The 21,314-nt window shown below is 73.0% G+C and carries 19 protein-coding genes and 1 pseudogene; 12 read left to right on the top strand and 8 right to left on the bottom strand.

The window, feature by feature from the left end; all coding sequences use genetic code 11:
- Positions 1-67: 67 nt before the first annotated feature.
- From ACH4VX_RS23300 to ACH4VX_RS23285, 4 genes are all read left to right on the top strand, one after another.
- On the top strand, positions 68-370 hold the full coding sequence (locus ACH4VX_RS23300) for an ArsR/SmtB family transcription factor (protein ID WP_398369713.1): 303 nt from the start codon (positions 68-70) through the stop codon (positions 368-370).
- Positions 367-759, top strand: a complete 393-nt coding sequence (locus ACH4VX_RS23295; protein WP_398369712.1) for a VOC family protein — start codon at positions 367-369, stop codon at positions 757-759. Before ACH4VX_RS23300 ends, ACH4VX_RS23295 begins: the two co-directional genes overlap by 4 nt.
- A 228-nt stretch (positions 760-987) precedes the next feature.
- Positions 988-1,239, top strand: coding sequence for a hypothetical protein (locus ACH4VX_RS23290; RefSeq protein ID WP_398369710.1), 252 nt, complete (start codon positions 988-990; stop codon positions 1,237-1,239).
- 464 nt (positions 1,240-1,703) lie between these two features.
- Entirely contained in the window at positions 1,704-1,826 is a 123-nt protein-coding gene (locus ACH4VX_RS23285; protein WP_398369708.1) for a hypothetical protein, read from the top strand.
- Positions 1,827-1,853: 27 nt separating this feature from the next.
- Here ACH4VX_RS23285 and ACH4VX_RS23280 read toward each other — a convergent pair whose 3' ends face one another.
- Positions 1,854-4,682: a SpoIIE family protein phosphatase gene (locus ACH4VX_RS23280; RefSeq protein WP_398369706.1), complete on the bottom strand. Its 2,829-nt coding sequence runs from the start codon at positions 4,680-4,682 to the stop codon at positions 1,854-1,856.
- Between the two features lie 1,196 nt (positions 4,683-5,878).
- Between ACH4VX_RS23280 and ACH4VX_RS23275 the strand changes: the two genes are divergently transcribed.
- Positions 5,879-6,136 (top strand): hypothetical protein, encoded by a 258-nt coding sequence (locus ACH4VX_RS23275; RefSeq protein WP_398369704.1) that lies wholly within the window; start codon positions 5,879-5,881, stop codon positions 6,134-6,136.
- A 272-nt stretch (positions 6,137-6,408) separates the two neighbouring features.
- Positions 6,409-6,945, top strand: a complete 537-nt coding sequence (locus ACH4VX_RS23270) for a 2'-5' RNA ligase family protein (protein ID WP_398369886.1) — start codon at positions 6,409-6,411, stop codon at positions 6,943-6,945.
- A 230-nt stretch (positions 6,946-7,175) separates the two neighbouring features.
- Here the strand turns inward: ACH4VX_RS23270 and ACH4VX_RS23265 are convergent, their stop codons facing one another.
- The 4 genes from ACH4VX_RS23265 to ACH4VX_RS23250 all read right to left on the bottom strand — a co-directional run bounded on the left by ACH4VX_RS23265 (position 7,176) and on the right by ACH4VX_RS23250 (position 11,969).
- Positions 7,176-7,382, bottom strand: a complete 207-nt coding sequence (locus ACH4VX_RS23265) for a hypothetical protein (protein WP_398369703.1) — start codon at positions 7,380-7,382, stop codon at positions 7,176-7,178.
- 631 nt (positions 7,383-8,013) lie between these two features.
- Entirely contained in the window at positions 8,014-8,916 is a 903-nt protein-coding gene (locus ACH4VX_RS23260) for a cytochrome c oxidase assembly protein (protein WP_398369701.1), read from the bottom strand.
- The gene (locus ACH4VX_RS23255; protein WP_398369884.1) at positions 8,913-9,323 is read right to left on the bottom strand and encodes a DUF2243 domain-containing protein; all 411 of its coding nucleotides are present in this window, start codon (positions 9,321-9,323) and stop codon (positions 8,913-8,915) included. Before ACH4VX_RS23255 ends, ACH4VX_RS23260 begins: the two co-directional genes overlap by 4 nt.
- Positions 9,324-10,070: 747 nt before the next feature.
- Positions 10,071-11,969 (bottom strand): NAD-binding lipoprotein, encoded by a 1,899-nt coding sequence (locus tag ACH4VX_RS23250; RefSeq protein ID WP_398369699.1) that lies wholly within the window; start codon positions 11,967-11,969, stop codon positions 10,071-10,073.
- A 289-nt stretch (positions 11,970-12,258) separates the two neighbouring features.
- Between ACH4VX_RS23250 and ACH4VX_RS23245 the strand changes: the two genes are divergently transcribed.
- Complete coding sequence (locus tag ACH4VX_RS23245) at positions 12,259-14,253, top strand: flavin monoamine oxidase family protein (RefSeq protein WP_398369697.1); 1,995 nt, start codon at positions 12,259-12,261, stop codon at positions 14,251-14,253.
- Positions 14,254-14,947: 694 nt separating this feature from the next.
- Here the strand turns inward: ACH4VX_RS23245 and ACH4VX_RS23240 are convergent.
- Positions 14,948-15,172, bottom strand: a complete 225-nt coding sequence (locus ACH4VX_RS23240; protein ID WP_398369696.1) for a helix-turn-helix domain-containing protein — start codon at positions 15,170-15,172, stop codon at positions 14,948-14,950.
- 424 nt (positions 15,173-15,596) lie between these two features.
- On the opposite strand from ACH4VX_RS23240, the gene rpmG reads away from it, so the two are divergent.
- The 4 genes and pseudogenes from rpmG to ACH4VX_RS23220 all read left to right on the top strand — a co-directional run bounded on the left by rpmG (position 15,597) and on the right by ACH4VX_RS23220 (position 17,620).
- Complete coding sequence (gene rpmG, locus ACH4VX_RS23235) at positions 15,597-15,761, top strand: 50S ribosomal protein L33 (RefSeq protein ID WP_398369694.1); 165 nt, start codon at positions 15,597-15,599, stop codon at positions 15,759-15,761.
- Between the two features lie 49 nt (positions 15,762-15,810).
- A pseudogene (locus ACH4VX_RS23230) lies at positions 15,811-16,060 on the top strand (type B 50S ribosomal protein L31).
- Positions 16,061-16,100: 40 nt separating this feature from the next.
- Entirely contained in the window at positions 16,101-16,223 is a 123-nt protein-coding gene (gene ykgO, locus ACH4VX_RS23225) for a type B 50S ribosomal protein L36 (protein WP_026084623.1), read from the top strand.
- A gap of 332 nt (positions 16,224-16,555) precedes the next feature.
- The gene (locus ACH4VX_RS23220) at positions 16,556-17,620 is read left to right on the top strand and encodes an NAD(+)/NADH kinase (RefSeq protein ID WP_398369692.1); all 1,065 of its coding nucleotides are present in this window, start codon (positions 16,556-16,558) and stop codon (positions 17,618-17,620) included.
- Between the two features lie 117 nt (positions 17,621-17,737).
- Here ACH4VX_RS23220 and ACH4VX_RS23215 read toward each other — a convergent pair whose 3' ends face one another.
- Positions 17,738-18,508: a hypothetical protein gene (locus ACH4VX_RS23215; protein ID WP_398369690.1), complete on the bottom strand. Its 771-nt coding sequence runs from the start codon at positions 18,506-18,508 to the stop codon at positions 17,738-17,740.
- A complete protein-coding gene (locus ACH4VX_RS23210; protein ID WP_398369882.1) occupies positions 18,505-19,104 on the bottom strand; it encodes an ABC transporter ATP-binding protein in 600 nt (199 codons plus the stop codon). Before ACH4VX_RS23210 ends, ACH4VX_RS23215 begins: the two co-directional genes overlap by 4 nt.
- An 855-nt stretch (positions 19,105-19,959) precedes the next feature.
- Here ACH4VX_RS23210 and ACH4VX_RS23205 point away from each other — a divergent pair.
- A complete protein-coding gene (locus tag ACH4VX_RS23205; RefSeq protein WP_398369688.1) occupies positions 19,960-21,150 on the top strand; it encodes a PP2C family protein-serine/threonine phosphatase in 1,191 nt (396 codons plus the stop codon).
- The last annotated feature ends 164 nt before the right edge of the window (positions 21,151-21,314 follow it).

Raw genomic sequence — 21,314 nt, 5'->3', positions numbered from 1 at the left:
TGATCCCCGGTCCGGGCCCGGGCACCTCGACTTGATAGGCAAGTGATTACTTGCCTATGCTGTGGTCGTGGCCGAAGACCTGTTCAAAGCGTTGGCCGATCCCACTCGCCGCGTCATCCTCGACGAGCTCGTGGAGCAGTCCGGACAGACCCTGTTCGAGATCTGCTCGCGGTTGGCCATGAAGCATCGGCTCGGCATCTCCCGCCAAGGGGTCTCCCAGCACCTCGCCGTGCTGGAGGCCGCGGGGTTGGTCGAGACGAGGCGGGAGGGCCGCTACAAGTTCCACGACCCGAACACGGCTCCGCTGCGGCAGATCACCGAGCGGTGGCCCCTGCCCGGCCCGTCCGGTCTTGAGGAGAGCACCCCATGAAAATCCATCTGACCAGCGTCTTCGTTGACGACCAGGCCAAGGCCCTGCGCTTCTACACCGAGATCCTCGGCTTCGTGAAGAAGCACGACGTCCCGGTGGGCGAGAAGGACCGGTGGCTGACCGTCGTGTCGCCCGAAGAGCCCGGCGGTACCGAACTTCTCCTGGAACCCGCCGGCCACCCGGCCGTCCGGACCTACCGCGACACGCTCGTCGAAGACGGCATCCCGCTCGCCCAGTTCACCGTCGATGACGTGAGGGCGGAGTACGAGCGCCTGCGCGGCCTCGGCGTCCGCTTCACCCAGAAGCCCTTGGAGGCGGGACCCGTCACCACTGCCGTCCTCGACGACACCTGCGGCAACCTGATCCAGATCGCCACGCAGCCGCAGTAGACGGCAGGAAGGCGGCAGGCGTCCCGTGGGGCGGCGGCGGACGCAGGCGGGCTTCGTCGTCCCCGGTGCGGACGCCGCCGGCCGCCCCTGCCCTCTGCCCGCGGCCACGGGGGCTCACCGCTGCCGCCCGGTGCCGGCCGGTGGCGGAATCCAGCCCTCGTCGACACGTGTCCTGGGCCTGATCCGATCGTTGATCAGCGCGTCATTTCCTACACGAAAGGGATATCCGTGCGTAATCGTCTCGCCGTCGGCGCCGTCGTGGCCCTTGCTGCTGCCGGGGTGCTCCTCCCGGCCTCCGCCTCACAGGCGGCCCCGCCCGCGTCGACCGACCCGGCCGCCGCAGCCGCCAAGGACGGCAGCAGCCTGGGGGACCTGGCGTACCTGGTCCCGAACCTCGCTCGCGGCCTGCTGGAGAAAGCGGACGCCGACAGCGACCGCCCCCACCAGGAACCCGCCGCCGACCCCGAGGCCGGCAGCTAGGGACCGGCGGCCCGCCGGTTGCGCAGCACCTCGTCGGCCGGGCTCGTACCGGCCGAACCGGCGGCGCACGTGGTCCCGCCACTGCGGAGGCCGTTCGCTCCCCGCCCGCGGCAGGCGGGGCTTTTCCGTGCCATCACGGCATCGTGACGGGTGGGTGAAGCGGCCGAGGGCGATCACCCCGGTCGGCACGCGTACGTCCACCGACACTCTTGCCCGACACCCTCGCGGGTGCGGGCACGCCGGTGCGTGCGCTGCCTCCCGGGCACCGAACCCGGCCGCCCCGACGCCCCACCGAACCGGCCGCCCCGACTCGTCGGCAGGCGGGCAGCCCGGAGCGCACCGGTCTTTGGCACCCGGTCGGCACGGCACAGCGGCGTCCACCGGTCCGCTCCGCGGAGAGCCCGCTCTCCTGGCGGACTCCGGTGGGCGCCGCCGTGGTGAACCTCCCGCACGGAGCACCGCCCGTGGCCGCCGCGCACGTCGAGACCGATGCCGATGCCGGTGGCACCGCGCGGGGCGCGGACCTGCCGGAGGTACGACGCGCCCGGCAGGAGATGTCCGCCGTGACCGTTGCGTCCGGCGCCTGAGCTGCCGCCACCGCTGAGCCCGGGTGGTCAGCCGGGGTCGTCGAACATGGCCAGCAGCGCCTGCTCGTCCGTCTTCGGCGCGGGCCGCTCCGGCCGCAGCATCTGCTCGGCCCATACCGTTTTGCCCTGCGGCATGTAGCGGGCGCCCCAGCTGCTGGTGAACTGCGCCACGAGGAACAGGCCGCGCCCGCCCTCCTCGGTCATGGCCGCCCGTCGGATGCGCGGAGAGGTGTTGCTGCGGTCGGAGACCTCGCAGATCAGTGAGTCGTCGCGGAGCAACCGCAGGCCCACGGGCCCCCGACCGCCGTACCGCACGGCGTTGGTGACCAACTCGCTGACCACCAGTCCGGTGTTGAAATCCAGCTCCGACATGCCCCAGTCGGCGAGCTGAGTACGGGTCAGCGCCCTGGCCCGCGCCACGACCGAGGGGTCGGACGGAAGCTCCCAGGTCGCCATCCGGTCCTCGGACAGCCCGTGCGCACGGGCCAGCAGGAGGGCCACGTCGTCGTGCGGGCTGCCGGGCAGGAGGGTGTCCGCGACCCGGTCGCAGATGTCCTCCAGCGTCGGACCACCGCGACTCAGCGAGGCCAGCAGTTGCCCGGTGCGCGCGTCGGTGTCCCCGTAGCCGCGGTTCTCCTTGAGCAGACCGTCGGTGTACATCGCCAGCAGGCTGCCCGCGGGCAGGTCGACGGTGGCGGACTCGTACGGCTGGATCCCGCCGAGCCCGAGCGGCGGACCGCTCGGCAGGTCGATCAGCCGCGCCTCCCCGCCCGGCGTCAGTACGGCGGGCGGCGGATGACCGGCCCGTGCGGCCGTGCAGCGGCACGTCACGGGGTCGTACACCGCGTACAGGCAGGTCGTTCCCGTCGCCGGGTCCTGTTCGTCGGCCGATTCGTCGGGAGTGCGGCTGACCAGGTCGTCCAGGTGGGCCAGCACCTCCTCGGGCAGCAGGTCCATCCCGGCCAGCGTCCGCACCGCGGTGCGCAGCCGGCCCATGGTCGCTGCCGCCTGCAGACCGTTTCCGGGCACGTCCCCGACGACCAGCGCCACGCGCATCCCGGACAGCGGGATCGCGTCGAACCAGTCCCCGCCCACACCGGCCCTGGCGTCCGCGGGCAGATAACGGGAGGCGAGTTCGGCAGCGCTCAGCCGGGGCAGGGCGTGCGGAAGCAGGCTGCGCTGCAGGGTCAGGGAGGCCTGGTGCTCCCGGCGGTAGTGGCGGGCGTTGTCCACGCTGATCGCGGCACGGGCCGCCAGTTCGCCCGCCAGCTTCAGGTCGTCCTGCTCGTACGGCTTCGTCCTGCCGCGGCGGTAGAAGCCCGCCAGGCCCAGGAGGGAGCCCCGCGCGGACAGCGGCGCGCCCAGGTAGGAGTGCACGCCCTCGCCGAGCAGGTCGACGGGGTGCGCCCGGTCGGCCGGCGCCCCGGACAGGGCGGCGGTCAGCACCGAGTCCGTCACCGGCTGTCCGGTCTCCAGGCACCGGGCCTGGGGCGTACCGGCGGGGTAGCCGGCCGGCTCGTCCACGCCGCCGGCCGGGGTGTCGCGGGAGTCCTCGCCCGCCCAGGCGGCCACCCGGCGCAGTGCCACGTCGGGGCGTGGCGGCCCGGGCGGTGGCTCTTCGCCCGCCAGGACACATTCCACCAGGTCGACGACGACCAGGTCGGCGAAGCGCGGCACGGCGATCTCCGCCAGCTCCTCGGCGGTACGCCGCATGTCCAGGGTGGTGCCGAGCCGTACACCCGCCTCGTTCAGCAGGGACAGCCGCCCGCGCGCCTCGGCGGCGAGCCGGCCGACGCCCGGCTCGCCGACCAGCAGCAGCCACGCGTCGGCCGGTCCGGCGGTGTGCGGTTGCGCCGTCGCACCGGGCGCGTTCGCCCCCGCCGTCACGGTGGGACGGCCCAGGAGCGGCACATGACGACCGTCGGGGGCGGTCGCGGTGGCCGGACCCGGTGCCCCCGCGCCGCGGGTGTCCTCGAAGCTGACCTCGACCGCCGCGCCCTCCGCGTCGCCGTGGTGCAGCTCCCGGCGGCGCAGCACGGCCACGCGGCTGCCCGCGAGTGGCACCTCGGCGAATGCCTCGCCGGCCGAGGAGATCAGTTCGACGGCCCGCTCCAGCAGCATCAGCTGCTCCTGCGAGGCCAGGTGGGGCGCCGGTCCGCCGAACCGGTACAGCTCACCCGAGCCGAGGTCCAGCTCGGTGTGCCCGCCGCCGCGCTCCCTGGCCCGGTGGAAGGCGCGCATCAGCTCGAGCTCGCGGGCCGTGCTCAGCTCCAGCAGGCGTTCCCCGATGCGTTCGGTGGCTTCCCGCAGGACCAGTGCCATGCCGGGATCGGCCAGCACCCGGGGCACGGAGAGGTTGACCGCGCCCCGCACGGTGCCGCCCACCGGGTCGCGCACCGGCGCGGCCATGCAGGTCAGCTCCTTGAGGCCGTGCAGGAAGTGTTCGTGGCCGACGACCACGAACGGTGCCCGGGTACTCAGCACCATGCTGACGCTGCTGGTCCCCATGAACCGCTCGTCGACATTGGCGCCCGGCACCAGGGAGGCGGCGTCCATCAGCTCCAGCCCCGCCGGGTCGCCCCGCCGGTCCACGATGTTCGCCCGTGAGTCGGCCAGCGCCACGGTCACCGGCACGCCCGAGAACCGTTCACGCAGGCGGTCCAGCACCGGCGCGGCAGCCCTGATCAGCCGGGAGTCGGGATCCAGGTCGCTCTCGACCGGCAGGGCCGCCCCCTCGCGGTTGATGCCGAGCGACTGCGAGCGCTGCCAGGAGGCGAGGATCTCCGGACGTACTCCGGCGACCGGCTGCGGCCGGTCGCCACGACTGCTGCCCGGAGGAGTCGGATACGGGTCCACAACATCAGGGTAATCGGGCAAATGGGGCGTGCGCTCGGTCGTGAACGTCTCGGAGGCGGAGGTCCGGACCTGCCGGGGAACGGACCGTCGTGTTGTCGGGTGGCCGGTCCTGCGCCCACGGGCACAGGACCGGCGGGCGCGCGGTGTCGTCCTCGCGCCGATCGTCCCTTCCCTTCCTGTCCGTCCGCCGCCGCGGCGCCCGCCGTGCAGGGGGTGGAGGCCACCGCGAACCGGCAGGGCACCCCGGCCCGGGCGTCCGGACACGGACGGGCCGTGTTCTCCCGGCGGCCCACCGGACCAGGTGGTCCTCCCGCACCGCCTCCGGCAGGGGGCCCGCGGCCGAAGCGACCGCGCTCCGTCACGACGCCACGGTCACCATGGGCATGTCACGGACCGCGATCGGGTTCAGTACCGGTTCCCGCACCGACAACAGGGGCGCGCCACCTGCCGGAGCCCCCGTCCGGCGCACCGTGGCACCGAGCGCCTCGTCCGAGGACGCCACGCCGCCGCCCCCGCCGGGGCCCTTCTCCGCGCAGCGTCGGTCAACGCGTCAGTCCCCCCGGACGACGGGCCGGTCACTGCGAGCAGCACGTCCGCACCGTCGGCCACCTCCGGATCGACCGGGCACCTCGGCGGGCCGTGACGACCTGCGGCAGGCGGGCCCGGCCGCCCGAACGGCATGGGGCAGGTCCCCTCTTGTACCGCGTTCGGAGATCGCGTGCGGCGAGACGATGAGGGCGACTGCGACCGCCGCCCCGCTCCGGAGGCCGATGCCGGGCGGCGGGTGTGTCTGCTCCATGTGGCCGTAAGCGCTGGCAGTCGTCCGGGCAGGGGATTGTGATGAGCGCACGAGCCCCGCTCCTCCCTCCGTGAAAGCGAGCCACCCGTGATCGTGAAGAAGCCGCACGCGTCGGGTGTCCGTGCCGGGCACGTCCACGGGCTCGGTCTCCATCGGTCCGTCGGTCCTGTCCTGGTGCGCCTCACGCGGTGTGGAGGAGAAGGACGAGGAGCCCTCGACCGCTGGGGCGTCCTCGTCGGCCGATCACGGGCCGCCCGGCACCGATCGCGTCGAGGGGAGTGCTCCGGTACGGCACACGGTGACCCGGGCAGGGATTCACGGGTCCCGTGTCCGTTCCAACCCCGAGGTCCGCACCCGCTGTCTCGACGCGGTCGGACAGGAAAAGCAGAGGTGTGACATGGACAAGTCCGAACTGGCTCGGGCCGGCGTGCGCAAGGCCGCGCAGGGAGGCCACGACATCCGCCAGGAAGACGCGGAGCAGGTGATCGACGCTCTGTTCGGCACGGTCGACATGGCGGGTGTGATCGCTGAGGCACTCAAGCGCGATGAAGCGGTGGTGGCCGGCAGTTTCGGCCGCTTCCACGCCGACGAAGGCTCCGCCGCTTTCCAGCCGGGCAAGGCCCTGACCGAGTATCTCCAGGACACTGCCCCGTGACGGGACCGGATCGTGGTCACCGGCAACCCGCTCACCACCGTCCGGGCGGACCGGTCGGAGGCGCTCCTCGAAGGCGACCTGCCGCGCCGGCTCGCCGCCGCCCAGGCGTTCGACGTGGCCGGCTGACGATGCCGCCCGTTCCGAGCCCGCATGACGAACACGGTGTGCCGCAACGGCCGACGGATCGCCGCGTACGGTGGGCGGGCTGAGGGGGCCGGTGCCGGCCGTCTGCGGTCCTGCCCCGGCCACATAGGCCGACGGCCGTGCGCACCGTGGAACTGCTGCCCGACACCGCCACCGAGATGCGCGTCCGGGAGATGTGGCGCATGATGGCCGCCGCGGGACTGCCCAGCCTCGCGGAGCACCGGCACCCGACCAATCGGCCCCATCTGACCCTCGCGACATGCGAGGAACTCCACCCCCCGGCCAGGTCGGAGCTGGCCACGCTCCTCGACGGCGGGCTGCCTGCGCCGTTCCGGCTGGACGGGCTGCTGCGCTTCGACGGACGTACCCGCGTGCTCGCCTGGCGCGTCGCCGAGGACGTGGAGCTCCTCGAACTGCACCGGCGGGTGTGGGAGGTACTCGCCTCCACCGCCGCTCACCTCAACCCGCTGCACGCTCCGGGACGCTGGATCCCGCATGTGACGCTGGCCCGGTCGCGCCGCACCTCGGCACGGTGGCCCGACCACCTTCTGCCCACCGCGCTGTGCGAACCCCGGGAGGCGGCTTTCACCGGCGCGCGCAGCTACGACTCCACGACGCGTACGGTCGAGAGCCTCGGAGGTGAGGCCCGCCCGCCGGCCGGCTGAGAAGGCGGCCGGCCGGCGGGCGGGCCCCCGCGCGGCGGTGGATCCTCACTGAGCCGACGTACGTTCCGCCGCTGGGGAAGGACTTCGTGAAGGAGCGTTTCCCCGTCGGGGAACCGCCGGCTGTCGGCGCTCCGCGACGCGGTGTGGGGCACGGTTCCGCTCGAACCGATGAGTGGTGGGCCCCGGGCGAATGCGCGGAGCGACAAGGCAGGTGGCCGTCGGGGGTGCCGTCAGCCGACGCTGTTGCGCAGCCGGGTGATGGCGGCCTGCAGATCGTCGAAAGCGTGCTGTTCGTGACGCGGAGTCGCGCGTGCTGTCGGCAACAGGCTGTCGCGTGTTGCTCGGGCACGGGCGTAGGCGTCGAAGCGGGTGACGACTTCGTTGACGAGATCGAGGGGTGGGGGAGAGGACGGGTGAGGTCGGTCCTGGTACGGCATGACGGGTCATTTCGTGGCGGAGGGGGCAGGGTCCGGGCCGTGGGTCACCCGGGAGTGACGGACCGGACGCCGAACGCGATGCCGCGCGGGTCGCTGTGGACCATACGTGGATGCGTCGACCGTCGCAGGTGGGCAGGTCGGCAACCTGGCGTGCCTCCGGATTGCCGGAACCAGGCATGGTGAAGCTCATGACCGGCTTGATGTACGCGGATCCGCCGCAGGAAGCAGTGTGGGGGACGGGCGGGCCTGACCGTGGGGGAGAGGCGGTAGGAGACCGGACGACTGCGACGAGGCACCCGGCGAGGAGCGCGGCAGCCCGGCCGCCCAGCTCGGGCAGCGAACCGAACGGGGGTTCCCGGCGTTCCGCAGGCGCGTCATCAGGTGCCGGTCCGGCGCCGGTGAGGGGCGGTGCGGTCGACTCGCGCCCGTCCTCCCCCTGGTGTCCTTCCGTACGGTGACGGCTCGCATCGTGACCGACGGGCGGACGGTGCACACCGGGCCCGGCCGGACGAACACAGCCGGCCGACGCTGCCGGGATCAGGCAACGGGACAGGCGTGCACGTGTCCTCGCGGCACGTGGCACGGCCGTGCGGGCGAACCCGGTCGCGGTGTGCCGCGGGTGTCGGCTGGTTCACCGACGTGCAGACCGGGTCCGGCGCTCCGGGGAGCTTCGCGTACGAAGGGTCGCCCGTACGCCGGCGGGCCGCCTTGCCGCGGCCCCCGGCCGAACCGGCGGTGGGGCAACGGGCGGAGCGCCGCGCTCGGACCGGGCCGCACGCCTGGCCCGGCGTCGGCCGGTGGTCGCGTACCACTGGACAGCGAGAGACAGCGCCAGGACGGCTTCGACCGCGTCACCGCCGTAGTACATGACCTGTGCGCCGAGGCGCAGGTCGTGTGGTGCGAACGAGGTGCCCGGCGGACCGGTGGCATACATGCTCCTGGCGAGGACGGCGTGGGCCGTCCCCGCCAGGAGCAGCGTCGCCGCCCGCAGCGGCGGGCTCCACCGGCGGCGTACGGGATCGAGTTGGCAGACGGCGGCGGAGAAGAGCAGGCCCGCGAGCAGCATGTGCAGTTCGAGGACGGCGCTCAGGGCGGGGCGGTGATGCGCGGCGGACAGCAGCTCGGTGCGGAACAGCAGCCACAGCCCACCCATGTCGACGACCGCGGCCATCGGAGGAAACAGCAGCCACGCGGCGAAGGGGGAGTGCGCCGTGCGCAGCAGCCCTCGGCGGAGCACGCCCGGTGGCAGCACGCGCAGGGCGAGGGTGAGCGGGCGTGCGACGACGAGCAGGACGGGACCGGCCATGGCCACGAGCAGGTGACGCGCCGAATGGACGGTGAACGGTCCACCCGGCAGCCACCCGCACAGTCCCCAGATCAGAGCCACGCCCCCGGCAAGGAAGGCGCAGTCCCGTCGCCACGGCCAGGCGTCGCCCCGGCGTCTCAGCCCGGCGGCGGCCGCGACATACGCGGCACAGACCAGGACGCACGCGAGGACGGCCACCGTGACGGCCGGAGGCGGGTGTTCCGTCACGGCGACCGTCGCCCCCGTCGCGCGGCCCGGGTGAGGACACCCAGGCCGACCAGGAGCAGGGCGAGGCCCGTCAGGTTCCACGCCCAGTCGTACGGGGTGACGTCGACGCCGTAGCGGATCCGGTGCAGGCGCAGCAGCTTGTGGTCGACGACGCCGTCGAAGACCTGGAAGGCGCCGAGGCCGAGGAAGAAGCCGCCCCGGGCGTGTGCGGGGGACAGCGCGTGGCGCCGCCGCAGGTCCGCGAAGAGGAAGAAGCCGGCGATCAGCGCCAGCAGTTCCGCGGTGTGCAGGAAGCCGTCGGAGACCAGCCCCGCGCCGGAGGTGGACCGGTCGTAGAAGTGGTGCCAGTGCAGGATCTGGTGGAAGACGATCTCGTCCAGGGCCGCCATCACGGCCGCGCCGATCATCGCGCACACGAGCAGTGACCGCAGGGGGTCGGCTCGTCCCACGTCCTCGGGGTCCGCCCGGTGGTCACGGGTCCTCACGGTGCGCGTCCGCCTTTCCGAACGGGGGTCGTCCATCGCTCTCCGTCTGCCCCGCGGAGCGTGAGACCGGGTCGGCCGGTGTCGTGGGCGACGTCCGGCCGGCCGGGGTTCATCAGGGAATCGGTCTCGTCACCCGGCCGGGGCCGGCCGGGTGACGAGACCGGTGGTGTCGGAGCTGCGGCGGAGACGGGTGAACTCGTGGAGTTCCTCCGCCCGGGAGCGCATCCGCACATCTGTGCCCGTAACGATGGCCGTCAAACAGCAGGCGCCGAACCCCGGACGGCGGGCTGCGGAGCAACCGGCGGCTCCGGCCGCAGCGACCACGTTCCTTCTCGGTCGGGGCCCGAACCCAGGATCACGCTGTCGTAGGGGAACGACTCCTCGACCCTAGCCGCGCCGAGCACGTCCGGCACCCGCAACGGCTGTCGGCCCCGGCACCGGCGTACCCCGTGCCGCGGCCGGCCGCGCCGCTGCCGACGAGGGCCGCCGGGCGCCTGCCGCCGCACGCGTCCTCCCACGGCCCGGTGCTCCTGGCCCGCGGTCCCGCGGGCCTGCCCGTGGGCGTCCGCTCCGGTCCCCATGGCACTCCGAACAGACCGAGCACGGCCTGCGGGTGCCGGCCCGCTGCGGACCTGCCCCCGCCCCGGAACAGTCGAGCGGAACCGTCCGTCAGTCCTTGCCGACGACGACCACCTCGTCCGCGGCCGTCCATCTGCGCCGCTCGGCTTTGGGCGGGTTGATCCGCACGCCGTGGCCGGGACTTGTCGACAAACCTTCGTGACTTCGGTAACCGATGGCGCATTCGCCGCGACGACGTGCCGCGGCCACGACTGTGGCGAAGGACGTCTCACGCCCGGGCAGTACGTAGTCGGTGGCCGGCCGCAGGCGGACCCCGGTGCCGTCGGCGGAGAACAGTTCCTCGAACACCGCTGCCAGATGACGGTTCTGGGAGATCTGCGCCATGAGCAGGCCGATGAGCTTGCCACTGATGATCACGTCGGCTCCGGGACGGATGGGGGCCAGCGCCCGGTTGCGGTCGTCGATCAGTTCGGTGACGACCGGCAGTTCGCGCCCGGTGGCCTCCTCCAGCCGGCGCAGCAGCAGGAGGGTGACGAGCGTGCGGTTGTCCGGGTCGTCCGGTGGTTGTCCGGGAGCGGGATCCCGGCCGAGCACGATCACGCTGTCGTAGGAGTGAACGTCCAGACGCCGCAGGGTCTCGAGGCGGGTGACGTCCCCGTGGTGCAGTGTCAGGGCCAGGCCGGTGCCGCCGTCCGCGTCGGCCTCGTTCACCTGCCGGACCGTCGCCTCATCACCGTCCGCCACCACGTCGACGGCGGATCCGGGCCGGGCGCGGCGGCGCAACTGGTCGACCATGAGCGGCGCCCGGCGGTTCCAGCCCAGCAGGAGAACCCGCTCCGCTCGCGCGGGTGTCGGCGGCCCGGACGCCATCGCCCCCTCCTCGACCAGCTCCGCGCAGTCGCCGAGCCAGGTCGTGTCGTCGTCACGGGAGATGACGATGAGCAGGTCGTCCGCGGCGAGGGGCGTGTGCCCCGGCGGGTTGAGCAGGGGGGCGCCTGAGCGCACCATCCCGACGACGCTCGACGTCGGGTAGGACAGCAGCGCGTCGCCGAACGGCCGGCCGGCCAACGACGGCTCAGTGATCAGGTAGAACTCGTCGCCGGCGAAGTCGAGAAGTTCCTGGTGGACGAGGGAGAGCCCGGGGCGGCGCGCGGCCTGGACGATCAGCCGGGCGGTGACGGTGTCACTCTCCAGGATGACGCCGCCCGGTCCGGCGGCGAGACGGGCAGCCAGGAGGTAGCGGTCGTCCCGGACGGCGGCGACGACGGGCGGAAGGGTGGCCTCCCCGGTCAGGGCCGCCCTGAGCGCCAGCAGCGTCTTGACCACCTCGGCGTCGGCGTCGGGCTCGTCGTGAGGCATCACCAGCACGACACCGGCCGTCTCCGGGCTGGTCAGGCCGAGCAAGGCCGGGTCGGTGGTGGGGCCGCTGCGACAGATCAGCCGCGTACGGCCTACGGGACCCACCTTCGTGCCCAGGGCCTCCTCCATGGCGGTTTTGTCCCGGTCGGCCAGGACGGCCACCGCCGCCCGCCGCTGGTTGGCGTTGGCGGCCACCAGCTCGCTCACCACCGTGAAGACCTGCTCCGACCAGCCCAGGACCACGGCGTGCCCTTGTTCGAGCACCGTGGAACGGCCCCGGCGCAACGCGGTGAGCCGCTCCGTCAGCGCCGTCGTGATCAGACCGACGAGGGTCGAGACGTACAGCAGAGCGACCAGTGCGAGCAGCAGCGACATCGTCACTCGCAGCGGCGTCCCCGTCGAACCGCCCAGCCGCAGTGTCTCCCCGGTCAGGCGCCACACCCGCGCGAACCGGTCCGTCAGGGACGCCGGTGCGTCGGGGTCGGTCCACACGAGCACCGCACTGGCCGGGACGACGACGGCCAGACACAACAGGGCCATCCAGCCGACGAGGGCGGAGGCACCGCGGGTCAGCGTGCTGTCGAACCAGTAACGGGCTCTGTCGCCGAACCGAGCGCGCGGCTGCGCCACCGTTCCCCCCTTGGTCGTCCCGCACTCCTGTGAGCCCGGGGCAATGCCGCGTACGCGATGCGCCGCGCGAGCCCGCCGGAGAGCACGGATGGATACGCATCTGGCAGTGTGCGGAATCGATCGCGTCGGCATCGGGGGGTTGCCCGGCATTCATCCCTTCGGGTCCCCCGGACCGTCCGCACCGGCGGACCGGCTGTGACGTCAGTGCTCGTAGCCGTCTTCGCTCCTTCGGGTCAACTCCGGGGCCAAAGCCGGACACCCGGTCACAGCCGCCAGTACAAAGGCCGCCATGACTGAAGATCACACAGTGGTGCGCCCGGACGGCGGCTTCTCCCGGAGGAGCTTCACGGCGGCGGCCGGCACGGCCACGGTGGCCACGGCCCTGACCGGCGGTGCCGCCGCGGCTCTGCCCGCACCGGCCGCCCCGGGCGGGAGCCGTGGCCCCGACTTCGACCGGTGCCTCGCTGTCGCTCGCGCACTGCTCGTTCTGGACTCCGACGACCGCCCCCTCGTCCCGCGTTACCGGCGCGTCCTCCAGGAGGGACTGCCGTCCCACCGGCGGACACGCCCCATGGACGTCCTGGTCGTCGGCGCCGGTCCGGCCGGGCTGGTGGCCGCCTGGCTGCTGAAGAGGGCCGGTCACCGGGTGACGGTGCTGGAGGCCAACGGCAACCGCGCGGGCGGACGTATCAAGACCTTCCGCAACGGCGGCCACGAACACGCCGGACAGCCCTTCGCCGATCCCCGTCAGTACGCCGAAGCGGGCGCGATGCGCATCCCCGGCAGCCATCCCCTGGTGATGGAGCTGATCGACCGGTTCGACCTGAAGAAGCGCCGTTTCCACTACGTCGACGTCGACACCGAGGGACGCCCCGCCCACCGCACCTGGATCCACGTCAACGGCATCCGCGTGCGACGCGCCGACTACGCCCGCGCGCCCCGGCGCGTGAACCGGTCCTTCGGCGTCCCCCGGGCCCGCTGGGACACCCCCGCCGCCGTCATCCTGCGCTCCGCGCTGGACCCGGTGCGCGACGAGTTCAGTTACGTCGACCGCGACGGCAAGCGGGTCGGCAAGCCGCTTCCCAAGCAGCTGCAGGGCTGGGCCCGCGTGGTGCAGCGGTTCGGTGACTGGTCGATGTTCCGTTTCCTGACCGAGCACGCCGGCCTCGACGAACGGACCATCGACCTGATCGGCACCCTGGAGAACCTCACCTCCCGCCTCCCGCTGTCCTTCATCCACAGCTTCATCGGCTCCTCCCTCATCAGCCCCGACACGCCCTTCTACGAGCTGGAGGGAGGCACGGCCGTACTGCCGGACGCCCTGCTGGAACGGGTGCGCAAGGAGGTGCGGTTCGACCGCCGTGTCACGCGCATCGAGTACCACCACCCCGACCGTCCGTCGCCGGACACCGAGCACGTCCGGAGCAAGGGCCCGCACGTGTGGGTGGACACCGTGTCCGAGGGCCGTGACGGGCCCGTCGTACGCGAGCAGTTCACCGCGGACGTCGCCGTGGTGACGGTGCCGTTCTCCGGACTGCGCCACGTGCAGATCGAGCCGCCCATGTCGTACGGCAAGCGCCGCGCCGTCTGCGAGCTGCACTACGACAGCGCGACCAAGGTGCTGCTGGAGTTCAGCCGCCGCTGGTGGGAGTTCGGCGAGGCCGACTGGAAGCGTGAGCTGAACGCCGTCGAGCCGGGCCTGTACGACGCCTACCGCACCGGCCGCACCGCTGCGGACGGCAGCCTGCTCGGTGCCCATCCCTCCGTGCCCGCCGGGCACATCTCAGCGGGCCAGCGCACCCACTACGCCGCCAACCGCGCGCTGGTGCGCGACCAGCCGGAGGCGGTCGACGTCGTGGGGGGCGGATCGGTGTCGGACAACGCCAACCGGTTCATGTTCCACCCCTCCCATCCGGTTCCCGGCAGTGCGGGGGGCGTGGTCCTGGCGTCCTACAGTTGGGCGGACGACGCGCTGCGCTGGGACTCCCTGGACGACGAGGCACGGTACCCGCACGCCTTGTGCGGTCTCCAGCAGGTCTACGGCCGGCGCATCGAGGTCTTCTACACCGGCGCGGGCCGCACGCAGAGCTGGCTGCGCGACCCCTACGCCTACGGGGAGGCGTCCGTGCTCCTGCCCGGGCAGCACACGGAGTTGCTGTCCGCCATCCCCGGGCGCGAAGGGCCGTTGCACTTCGCCGGGGACCACACGTCCGTCAAGCCGGCGTGGATCGAGGGAGCCGTGGAGTCCGCCGTCCGTGCCGCCTTGGAGATCCACACGGCATGAGCCGGGCGGTCCGCCGAACCACGGCGCGGGCGCAGGCCGCGGCGCACCGGTGCCAGGGCCTGCGGCCCCCGCGGTACGACGTCGTTGCCGTCACCGGAACGGCCGCGGTACGGGGAACCGGTGGCCCGTCCGGCGCCGTGAGCGGCCGGTCCAGGCAGCGAGGCCGTCGCGGAGTTCGCTCACGACGGCCTCGTGGTGCCGGCGGGCGGACATCGAGTGCTGGGCGGCCGACACCGTCCCGCGTCCCGCCGGACCTCTCCGCCGCAAGGCCGGGTTCGTGCGCCGGGAGGCTGTGGCCGGCAGGATCCCGGTCTCGAGCGGAAGTCTCCATGCGGTGATCGGCCCGCCGCAGGACGCGGTCGAGGCGGTCGTGCGGGACCGCATCGCCCGTGACCACCGTGCGGGGCCGCGCCGGACCCAAGGGCCGAAGTCCGCGTGGGCTCGACGCCGAGCCGCGGGAGCCGCAGGGCCGAGTCCCCGGCCGCGTGCCGGCGCCCGCACCGCCGGCCCGGAGTCCGGGAACGCGCAGGCGCACATGGCGGACAGCGGAGCGGGACAGCGCTTGGCGACTGTCCTGCCCCGCTCGCCCGGCTTCCGGCCGGTCGCACCGTTCATGGGACCGACCCGGCCGGCTCCGCTGCCGCGGTCCGCGAGTTCCCCGGCCCGTGGCGAACCCTTGCCGGAAGGGCCGTCGTCACCTCTGCGGACGCCCGGCCTCCTCGAGCCGTCGGTGCGAACGGCTCCCGCCCCGGCTGCGCAGAGGGGCGTCCGCCTCGGTGAGGACACGGTGGACGAACCCGTACGACCGCCCGTGCGCTTCGGCGATGGCCCGTATGGACAGGCCGTTCTCGTACTGCTCCCTCATCTCCCGCGCGAGTTCCTCACGGGCCGTGCCGGTGATCTGTTTGCCCTTGTCCACGACTCGTCTCCTTCGGTGATCGACGTCTGGCCGTGATCGTCGTCTACCCCCGACAAGGGATGAGCCACAGAACGGAAACGTGTTGCCGCCCGGCGCCGTGGAGGGGGAACAATCCGCGGGCGGGCGTGGTTGGGAAGGGCGTGGTCGTGGAGGGGACAGTGTCCCCGGGCCTCACCTGTTGCCCGCAGGGACGATCGTTCGGCTGAAGCCCTGCGGAGCCTTCCGCCGCGTAGGCGACCGCCCTCCACGATCACGCACCGAGCGGCTTCGGCCCGCGTCCGGTGGCGCGCCGCCCGGGAACGAGCGGTGGCCCTGTCCCGCGGAAAGCGGGATCGCCGGAATACACCACGTGCCGACGCTGTTGCACACCATGTATGACATGTCCGAGTCAAGCGGCTCGGGCCGGTGGCGGAAGGAGCACCCCATGGCACGCAGCACCACGCGGCCGGTCGTCAGGCTGAGGTCGACGGCAGGTACGGGAGTCACCTACGTGACTCGCAAGAACCGTCTGAACGATCCCGACCGGCTGGTCCTGCGGAAGTACGACGCGGTCGCCGGCGAACACGTCCTCTTCCGCGAGGAACGATGAGAGCCGCCTCCGTCGCCCGGCGGCGGAGGCACCCCGGGAAGGACATTCCGTGAGGCACGGCATCCATCCCGTCTCCCGCCCGGTCGTCCTCCGCGACCGGCTTCCGGCTGCTGACCCGCTCCACCATCGGGGCACAGCACACGGTCGAATGGGAGGACGGCGCCACCTGTCCGGTCGTCGACGTCGAGATCCCGTCGGCCGGCCACCCGTTCTGCACCGGCACCTCGCGCGTCGTGGACACCGCGGGACGCGTGGAACGCTTCGAGCGGCGCCACGGCCCCGCCCGCACCCGCCGCTGACAGCGGTACCCCCGGTCCGGTCCCGCGGAAGGAGATCGTGATGAAGGTACGCAAGTCCTTGCGCTCGTTGAAGGCCAGGCCCGGCGCCCAGGTGGTGCGCCGACGGGGCGTGACCTTCGTGATCAACAAGAAGGATCCGCGTTTCAAGGCCCGCCAGGGCTGACGGGCCGCTTCACCGACGGACGGCCCGGCACCGCACTCGCGGTACCGGGCCGTCCGTCGTGCCGGCGGGGGGGGGGAGGGGACAGGCCGTGGCCCGGTCGTCCGTCCGGGCCGGCGCCGGTGGTCGTCGCACGCTTCGTGCCGGAGCGGGCCGGACGCGGGTCGTGGCGGCGTGGCGCGGCGCCTCACGGACCGCCGCCCGGCCAGGATGGAGAGGCGACGCGTCCACGTCCCGGCCACAGCCCGTGTGGAGCACCGGTGAGCGGACGGGAGTGCCGGACGTCGGGGCCGACGGCCACGCGGGCCGGTCGAGGCGGACGTTCTGGAGGCGAGATGACGGTGGACCGGGTCGGCATGGTCGTGCACGGCGGGCGTCCCGAGGCCGCGGAGGCCGCTCGCACGGTCCGGGACTGGTGTGCCGAACACGCGGTCGCCTGCAGGGACATCGACGTGTGGAACGACGGCGGACGGCACGGCGCCCGGCAGGAGGTGGCGGCGGCGGGCGATCCCGACCTCATCGTCACCCTCGGCGGAGACGGCACCTTCCTGCGCGGGGCCCGGCTCGCCGCCGCCGTCGACGCGCTGGTACTCGGAGTCGACCTCGGCCGGGTGGGCTTCCTGACCGAGGTGCCCGCGGCCGTGGTGCGCGCGGCGCTGGACGCCGTACGCGAGGACCGGCACGACGTGGAGCGGCGCATGCTGCTGACCATGCGCGCCTCGCGCCGCCTGGAGGTGCCCTCGGACATCGAGGCGCTCATGAGGTACGGCCGGGGCCCGCTGCTGCCCCCGACGAGCGTGCGCTCCGACTGCGAGACGGGCGGCGAGTGGGGCGTCCCGCTGGACGTGGCCGCCCTCAACGACGTGGTGCTGGAGAAGCTGGCCAGGGACCGGCAGGTCTCGGCCGGGGTCTACATCGCGGGCCGGCTGCTGGCCTCGTACTCCGCCGACGCGCTGCTGGTGGCGACACCGACCGGCTCGACCGCCTACAGCTTCGCCGCCGGCGGCCCCGTGGTCTCGCCGCGCGCCGAGATGCTGGTGTTCACACCGGTCGCGCCGCACATGACGTTCAACCGCTCGGTCGTGGCCGCCCCGGACGAACCCGTCGGGCTGCGCGTGCTCGAACGCTCCGGCCGCGCCGCCGTCAGCATCGACGGCCAGCTCCGCGGCGTCATCGGCCCCGGGGACTGGATCGGCGTGTACGCGGCACCGCGCAGGCTGCGCGTCGCGCGACTGGGCCCGATGGACTTCTACGGCCGCCTCCGCGACCGTATGAACCTCACCGACGCGCCCGCCGCGGTGGCCGACGGCATGCCCGCACCCCTCTGGCCGGTGAGCGGCCCCCCGCCGGGAGACCTGGCGCACCTCGCCATGCCCCACGGCCCGGCCCCGGCCGGGTGAGCCGGACTTCTGTTCTCCCCGCCGCGGCTCGGCGGTGGGGAGCGCCCGGCGTCGCCGGCGGGTCCCTGTGACGGCCCGGGCGTCCGTCGCGGGGACCCACGGCTTCGCCGGGGGCCCTCACCCGTCATGGTGGAGGCGCGGCGGCTGGTGGGTGCGGGTGCGGAGGGCGAAGGCGGCGAGCGCGGTGGTGGTCATGGCGGTCAGCCAGGCCGTGCTGTGGAGCAGAGGGCTCAAGGTGGCGTTGCGGGTGAAGCCCGCGGCGAGGCTGGTCTGCAGGGAGCCGTAACTCGGAAGCAGCTCGACCAGGGCTTTGTCGGCGCTGGTGCTGGCGACGGGATTCTGCGGCGCGAGGTCGATGATGCTGGCCATGATGATCGTGACCAGCCCTTCGACCTCGCCGCGCAGGAAGAGGGCCAGGCACATGCCCATGGCCCCGTAGACCAGGCAGACCGCCAGGACCGCGATGCCGAGGAGGAAGGGCTGGAGGGGAGACCAGAACAGCAGCATCCAGACGGTGGCATAGGTGCTGACCAGCGCTGATGCGACCAGGAGAGTGGTGAGTTTGGCGCCGATGAGGGCGGTTCGGGGATAGCCGGCCGCGGTGAGGCGACGGTCGAAGGCCCTGGTGCGGCGCGCGGCGCTGAACATCAGGAACCCCACGAGGAGGGACACGGCGTTCAGGGAGCCGCTGATCATCGTGATCTCGTCCCCGCCGGCGCGCAGCCAGGTTCCGGTGGCGCGCAGCCGGAAGGGAAACGTCTTCGGCGTGGTGAGGGTCTTCGCCACGGTGATCCACATCGGGATGAAGGCGATCAGGAGCACGGCGGCCAGCCGGTTCTTCGCCATGGCCAGCAGGGCGTAACGGCAGGCGACCAGGTAGGCACTCATGTGGTGTCCGCCGTGGGTGAGGGCCCGAGGACGCCGTCGTGCAGATGGTGCAGGACGTCCAGGCGTTCGGTGTCGTGCGCGAGGTGGGAGACGATGATCACGGTGCGGCCGCGGCCTTTCCACTCTTGGGCGAGGTCCCAGAACCGCAGGTAGGTTTCCCAGTCGAAGCCTTGGTACGGCTCGTCGAGCAGCACGACGTCCGGATCGTGCATCAAGGCCAGGACCAGGTTCAGCTTCTGCAGGGTGCCACCGCTGAGAACTTTCACCGGCGCGTCCAGATAGCCGGCCGCGGAGAGCGCGTCGATCAGCTGGAGCGCGCGGGCGGGACTCGGGAGACGGTAGGCGACCTGGAAGAGGCGCAGGTGCTGGCGCACGGTCAGTTCCTCGTCCAGGACCGGATGCTGCGGGCAGTAGCCCCGTGTGCCCCTCAGGTCGACGCGTCCGTCGTCGGGGCGCAGGTCGCCGCTGAGGACGCGCAGCAGGGTGGTCTTCCCGGCGCCGTTCTCCCCGACGATGCCCACCAGCTGCCCTGCCCGCGCCTCGAAGCTGACCCCGCGCAGTACCTGCCGGGACCCGAAGCCCTTGCGGACCGCCATGACGCGCAGCACCACCGCCGGTTGTCGCCTCACGTCCGGGCCCGGACGGCCGAGCCTGCGCACCGATGGTCCCGTGGGTCCCGGCAGCAGCCGGATCTCCGGGGCCGGGGCGGGGCACCGGCGTGGAAACCGGGACCGTCGGCCCACTGCGGCAGGGCCTCGTCGAGGCCGGCGGCCCGGGCGTGCGCGCGTTCGGCGAACGGACGCCGAAGGGGTGGCGTGCCCTCGTCCTGGTCGACGGAGAGCGGGCTCGAACTGGCCACGGGGGCTCCTCGAGAGTGAGGGAGTGCACGGGTTCCGACCGGCCAACGACGCACGAGCCCGTCGGGACACGTCACGAACGCTTCCGGGGCGTGCTTCGGAACCGGGGCGCGAGCCGGCGCTCCGGGCCTCACCGACGGGTATCGGTGCCTGTACGTCCGGAGCTTCTCGTGCCCCTCGCGGGTCACATCACCGGCGAGGCGGTCGGCCTCGCCCCACGCCTCCGACCGGCACGCCGGCCGTGCCGGCCCACCGCGGCCCGACCCGCGCCCGGCACGACACCGGGCCACAGGCGAACGGGTACGGCAACGCGCCCTGCCGCCCGGCGGCATCGAGACCTGTCAGTGCCGACAGCACTCCCACGACGACCACCGGCCGCGTCACGCGCGGCCTGCCCCTCGGCCGGCCCCCCGACGGGGCGGCTTCGTCCGGCTGCCGGCGCACCGGCTGCCCCATCGCCCGCGGACGCCGCCCGATGCGACGGGGTTCTCCTCGCAGCGACCCGGCCCACTGCCCTGACCAGGCAAGAAGGGCGCTTTGGGTGATGTCGCGGAAACTCGGGGAAAAAGATGCGGCAGCTGATAGGAGGCTGCTGTGCGGGGTGGAGATGTGGAACTGGGCGAGTTGCTGGCCGCCGCGGAGGCGGCGCCGCCCGGTGAGTCCGTGGACGTGGTGGCACACGATCTGCAGAAGCGGTTCGGCGCGGAGAGCGTGTCCTTTCTGTTCGTCGACCTCGTCGGCCGGCGGCTGGTACGGCTCACCGCGACCGGCGGTGATGTCGCGGACCCAGACGAGCCGATCGGACTGCAGGGCAGTGTCTACGACCGCGTACTGCAGAGCCAGCGCCAGCATGTGGAACCGGACAGCCAGGGCGGACGGCGCGTCATCACGCCGGTCACCAACCGAGGCGACTGCGTCGGCGTGCTGGAGGTGACCCTGCAGTCCGCCGACGACACCGTGCTCCGGCAGGTCCGCGACGCGGCCCACGCGCTGGCCTACATCATCGTCACGGACCGCCGCTTCACCGACCTCTACCACCTGGGCCGGCGCACCACCGAGACCAGCCTGGCCGCGGAGATCCAGCACCAGCTGCTTCCCTCGGCGCCCTGCTGCGAGGCGGCCCAGTTCACCCTCGCCGCCGGGCTGGTCCCGGCCGACGACATCGGCGGCGACACCTACGACTACACCCTCGACCGCGACACCCTGCACCTGTCCATCACCGACGCCATGGGCCACGACACAGGTTCGGCCCTGCTGGCCACCTTGCTGGTCGGCGCACTGCGACGGGCGCGCCGCAGCGGCTGTGACGCCCTCAAGCAAGCCAACCACGCCCACCAGGCCCTGTTGAGCCACAGCCGTGGCCTGGCCACCGGACAACTGCTGTGCGTCGACCTCGGAACAGGCCTCTGCGAACTGGTCAACGCCGGCCATCCCCGGCCGCTGCGACTGCGCGACGGCACCGTCGAGGAGGTCGAGCTCGCCGTCAACCTGCCGTTCGGTGTGGTGGCCCCCACCTCCTACCGTCTGCAGGAACTGCAACTGCAGCCCGGCGACCGCCTGATCCTGCTCACCGACGGAATGCAGGAGCGCGGTGCCGCAGCCGTCGACCTGGCCGCGCTCGCCCACGACACCCGCACGCTGCATCCGAGGGAAGCCGTCCGGAGCCTGACCGCCGCGGTGCTCGATGCCTGTCACGGCAACCTCAAGGACGACGCCACGGTCCTGATACTGGACTGGCACGGCGAACGCCGCAGACCGGCCGGCGCCGGACCGGGCCCGCAGTGATGAGCCGCGGCGGCCCGCCGCACCCTTGACGGCGCCGACGTCCGAGCCGCCCCGCGGGACCTGGCTGTCCAGCTCGGACGACTGCTGCGCCACTACGACCGTTCGGAACCTGATTCGGCGTGGACAACAGGCCCTGGTCGGCGGTGGGGAACTGCCGAAGCCCG

This window comes from Streptomyces sp. NPDC020731 (assembly GCF_044334705.1).
GTDB lineage: Bacteria > Actinomycetota > Actinomycetes > Streptomycetales > Streptomycetaceae > Streptomyces.
This window is presented reverse-complemented; position numbering and strand designations above follow the sequence as displayed.

What these genes read in the sequence shown, in the direction of transcription:
- ACH4VX_RS23265 (WP_398369703.1), bottom strand. Translation starts at nt 7,382, where the DNA reads ATGCCGTACCAGGACCGACCTCACCCGTCCTCTCCCCCACCCCTCGAT.
- ACH4VX_RS23220 (WP_398369692.1), top strand. Translation starts at nt 16,556, where the DNA reads ATGACGGTGGACCGGGTCGGCATGGTCGTGCACGGCGGGCGTCCCGAG.
- ACH4VX_RS23215 (WP_398369690.1), bottom strand. Translation starts at nt 18,508, where the DNA reads ATGAGTGCCTACCTGGTCGCCTGCCGTTACGCCCTGCTGGCCATGGCG.
- ACH4VX_RS23245 (WP_398369697.1), top strand. Translation starts at nt 12,259, where the DNA reads ATGACTGAAGATCACACAGTGGTGCGCCCGGACGGCGGCTTCTCCCGG.
- ACH4VX_RS23210 (WP_398369882.1), bottom strand. Translation starts at nt 19,104, where the DNA reads ATGGCGGTCCGCAAGGGCTTCGGGTCCCGGCAGGTACTGCGCGGGGTC.
- ykgO (WP_026084623.1), top strand. Translation starts at nt 16,101, where the DNA reads ATGAAGGTACGCAAGTCCTTGCGCTCGTTGAAGGCCAGGCCCGGCGCC.
- ACH4VX_RS23275 (WP_398369704.1), top strand. Translation starts at nt 5,879, where the DNA reads ATGGACAAGTCCGAACTGGCTCGGGCCGGCGTGCGCAAGGCCGCGCAG.
- ACH4VX_RS23255 (WP_398369884.1), bottom strand. Translation starts at nt 9,323, where the DNA reads ATGATCGGCGCGGCCGTGATGGCGGCCCTGGACGAGATCGTCTTCCAC.
- rpmG (WP_398369694.1), top strand. Translation starts at nt 15,597, where the DNA reads ATGGCACGCAGCACCACGCGGCCGGTCGTCAGGCTGAGGTCGACGGCA.
- ACH4VX_RS23295 (WP_398369712.1), top strand. Translation starts at nt 367, where the DNA reads ATGAAAATCCATCTGACCAGCGTCTTCGTTGACGACCAGGCCAAGGCC.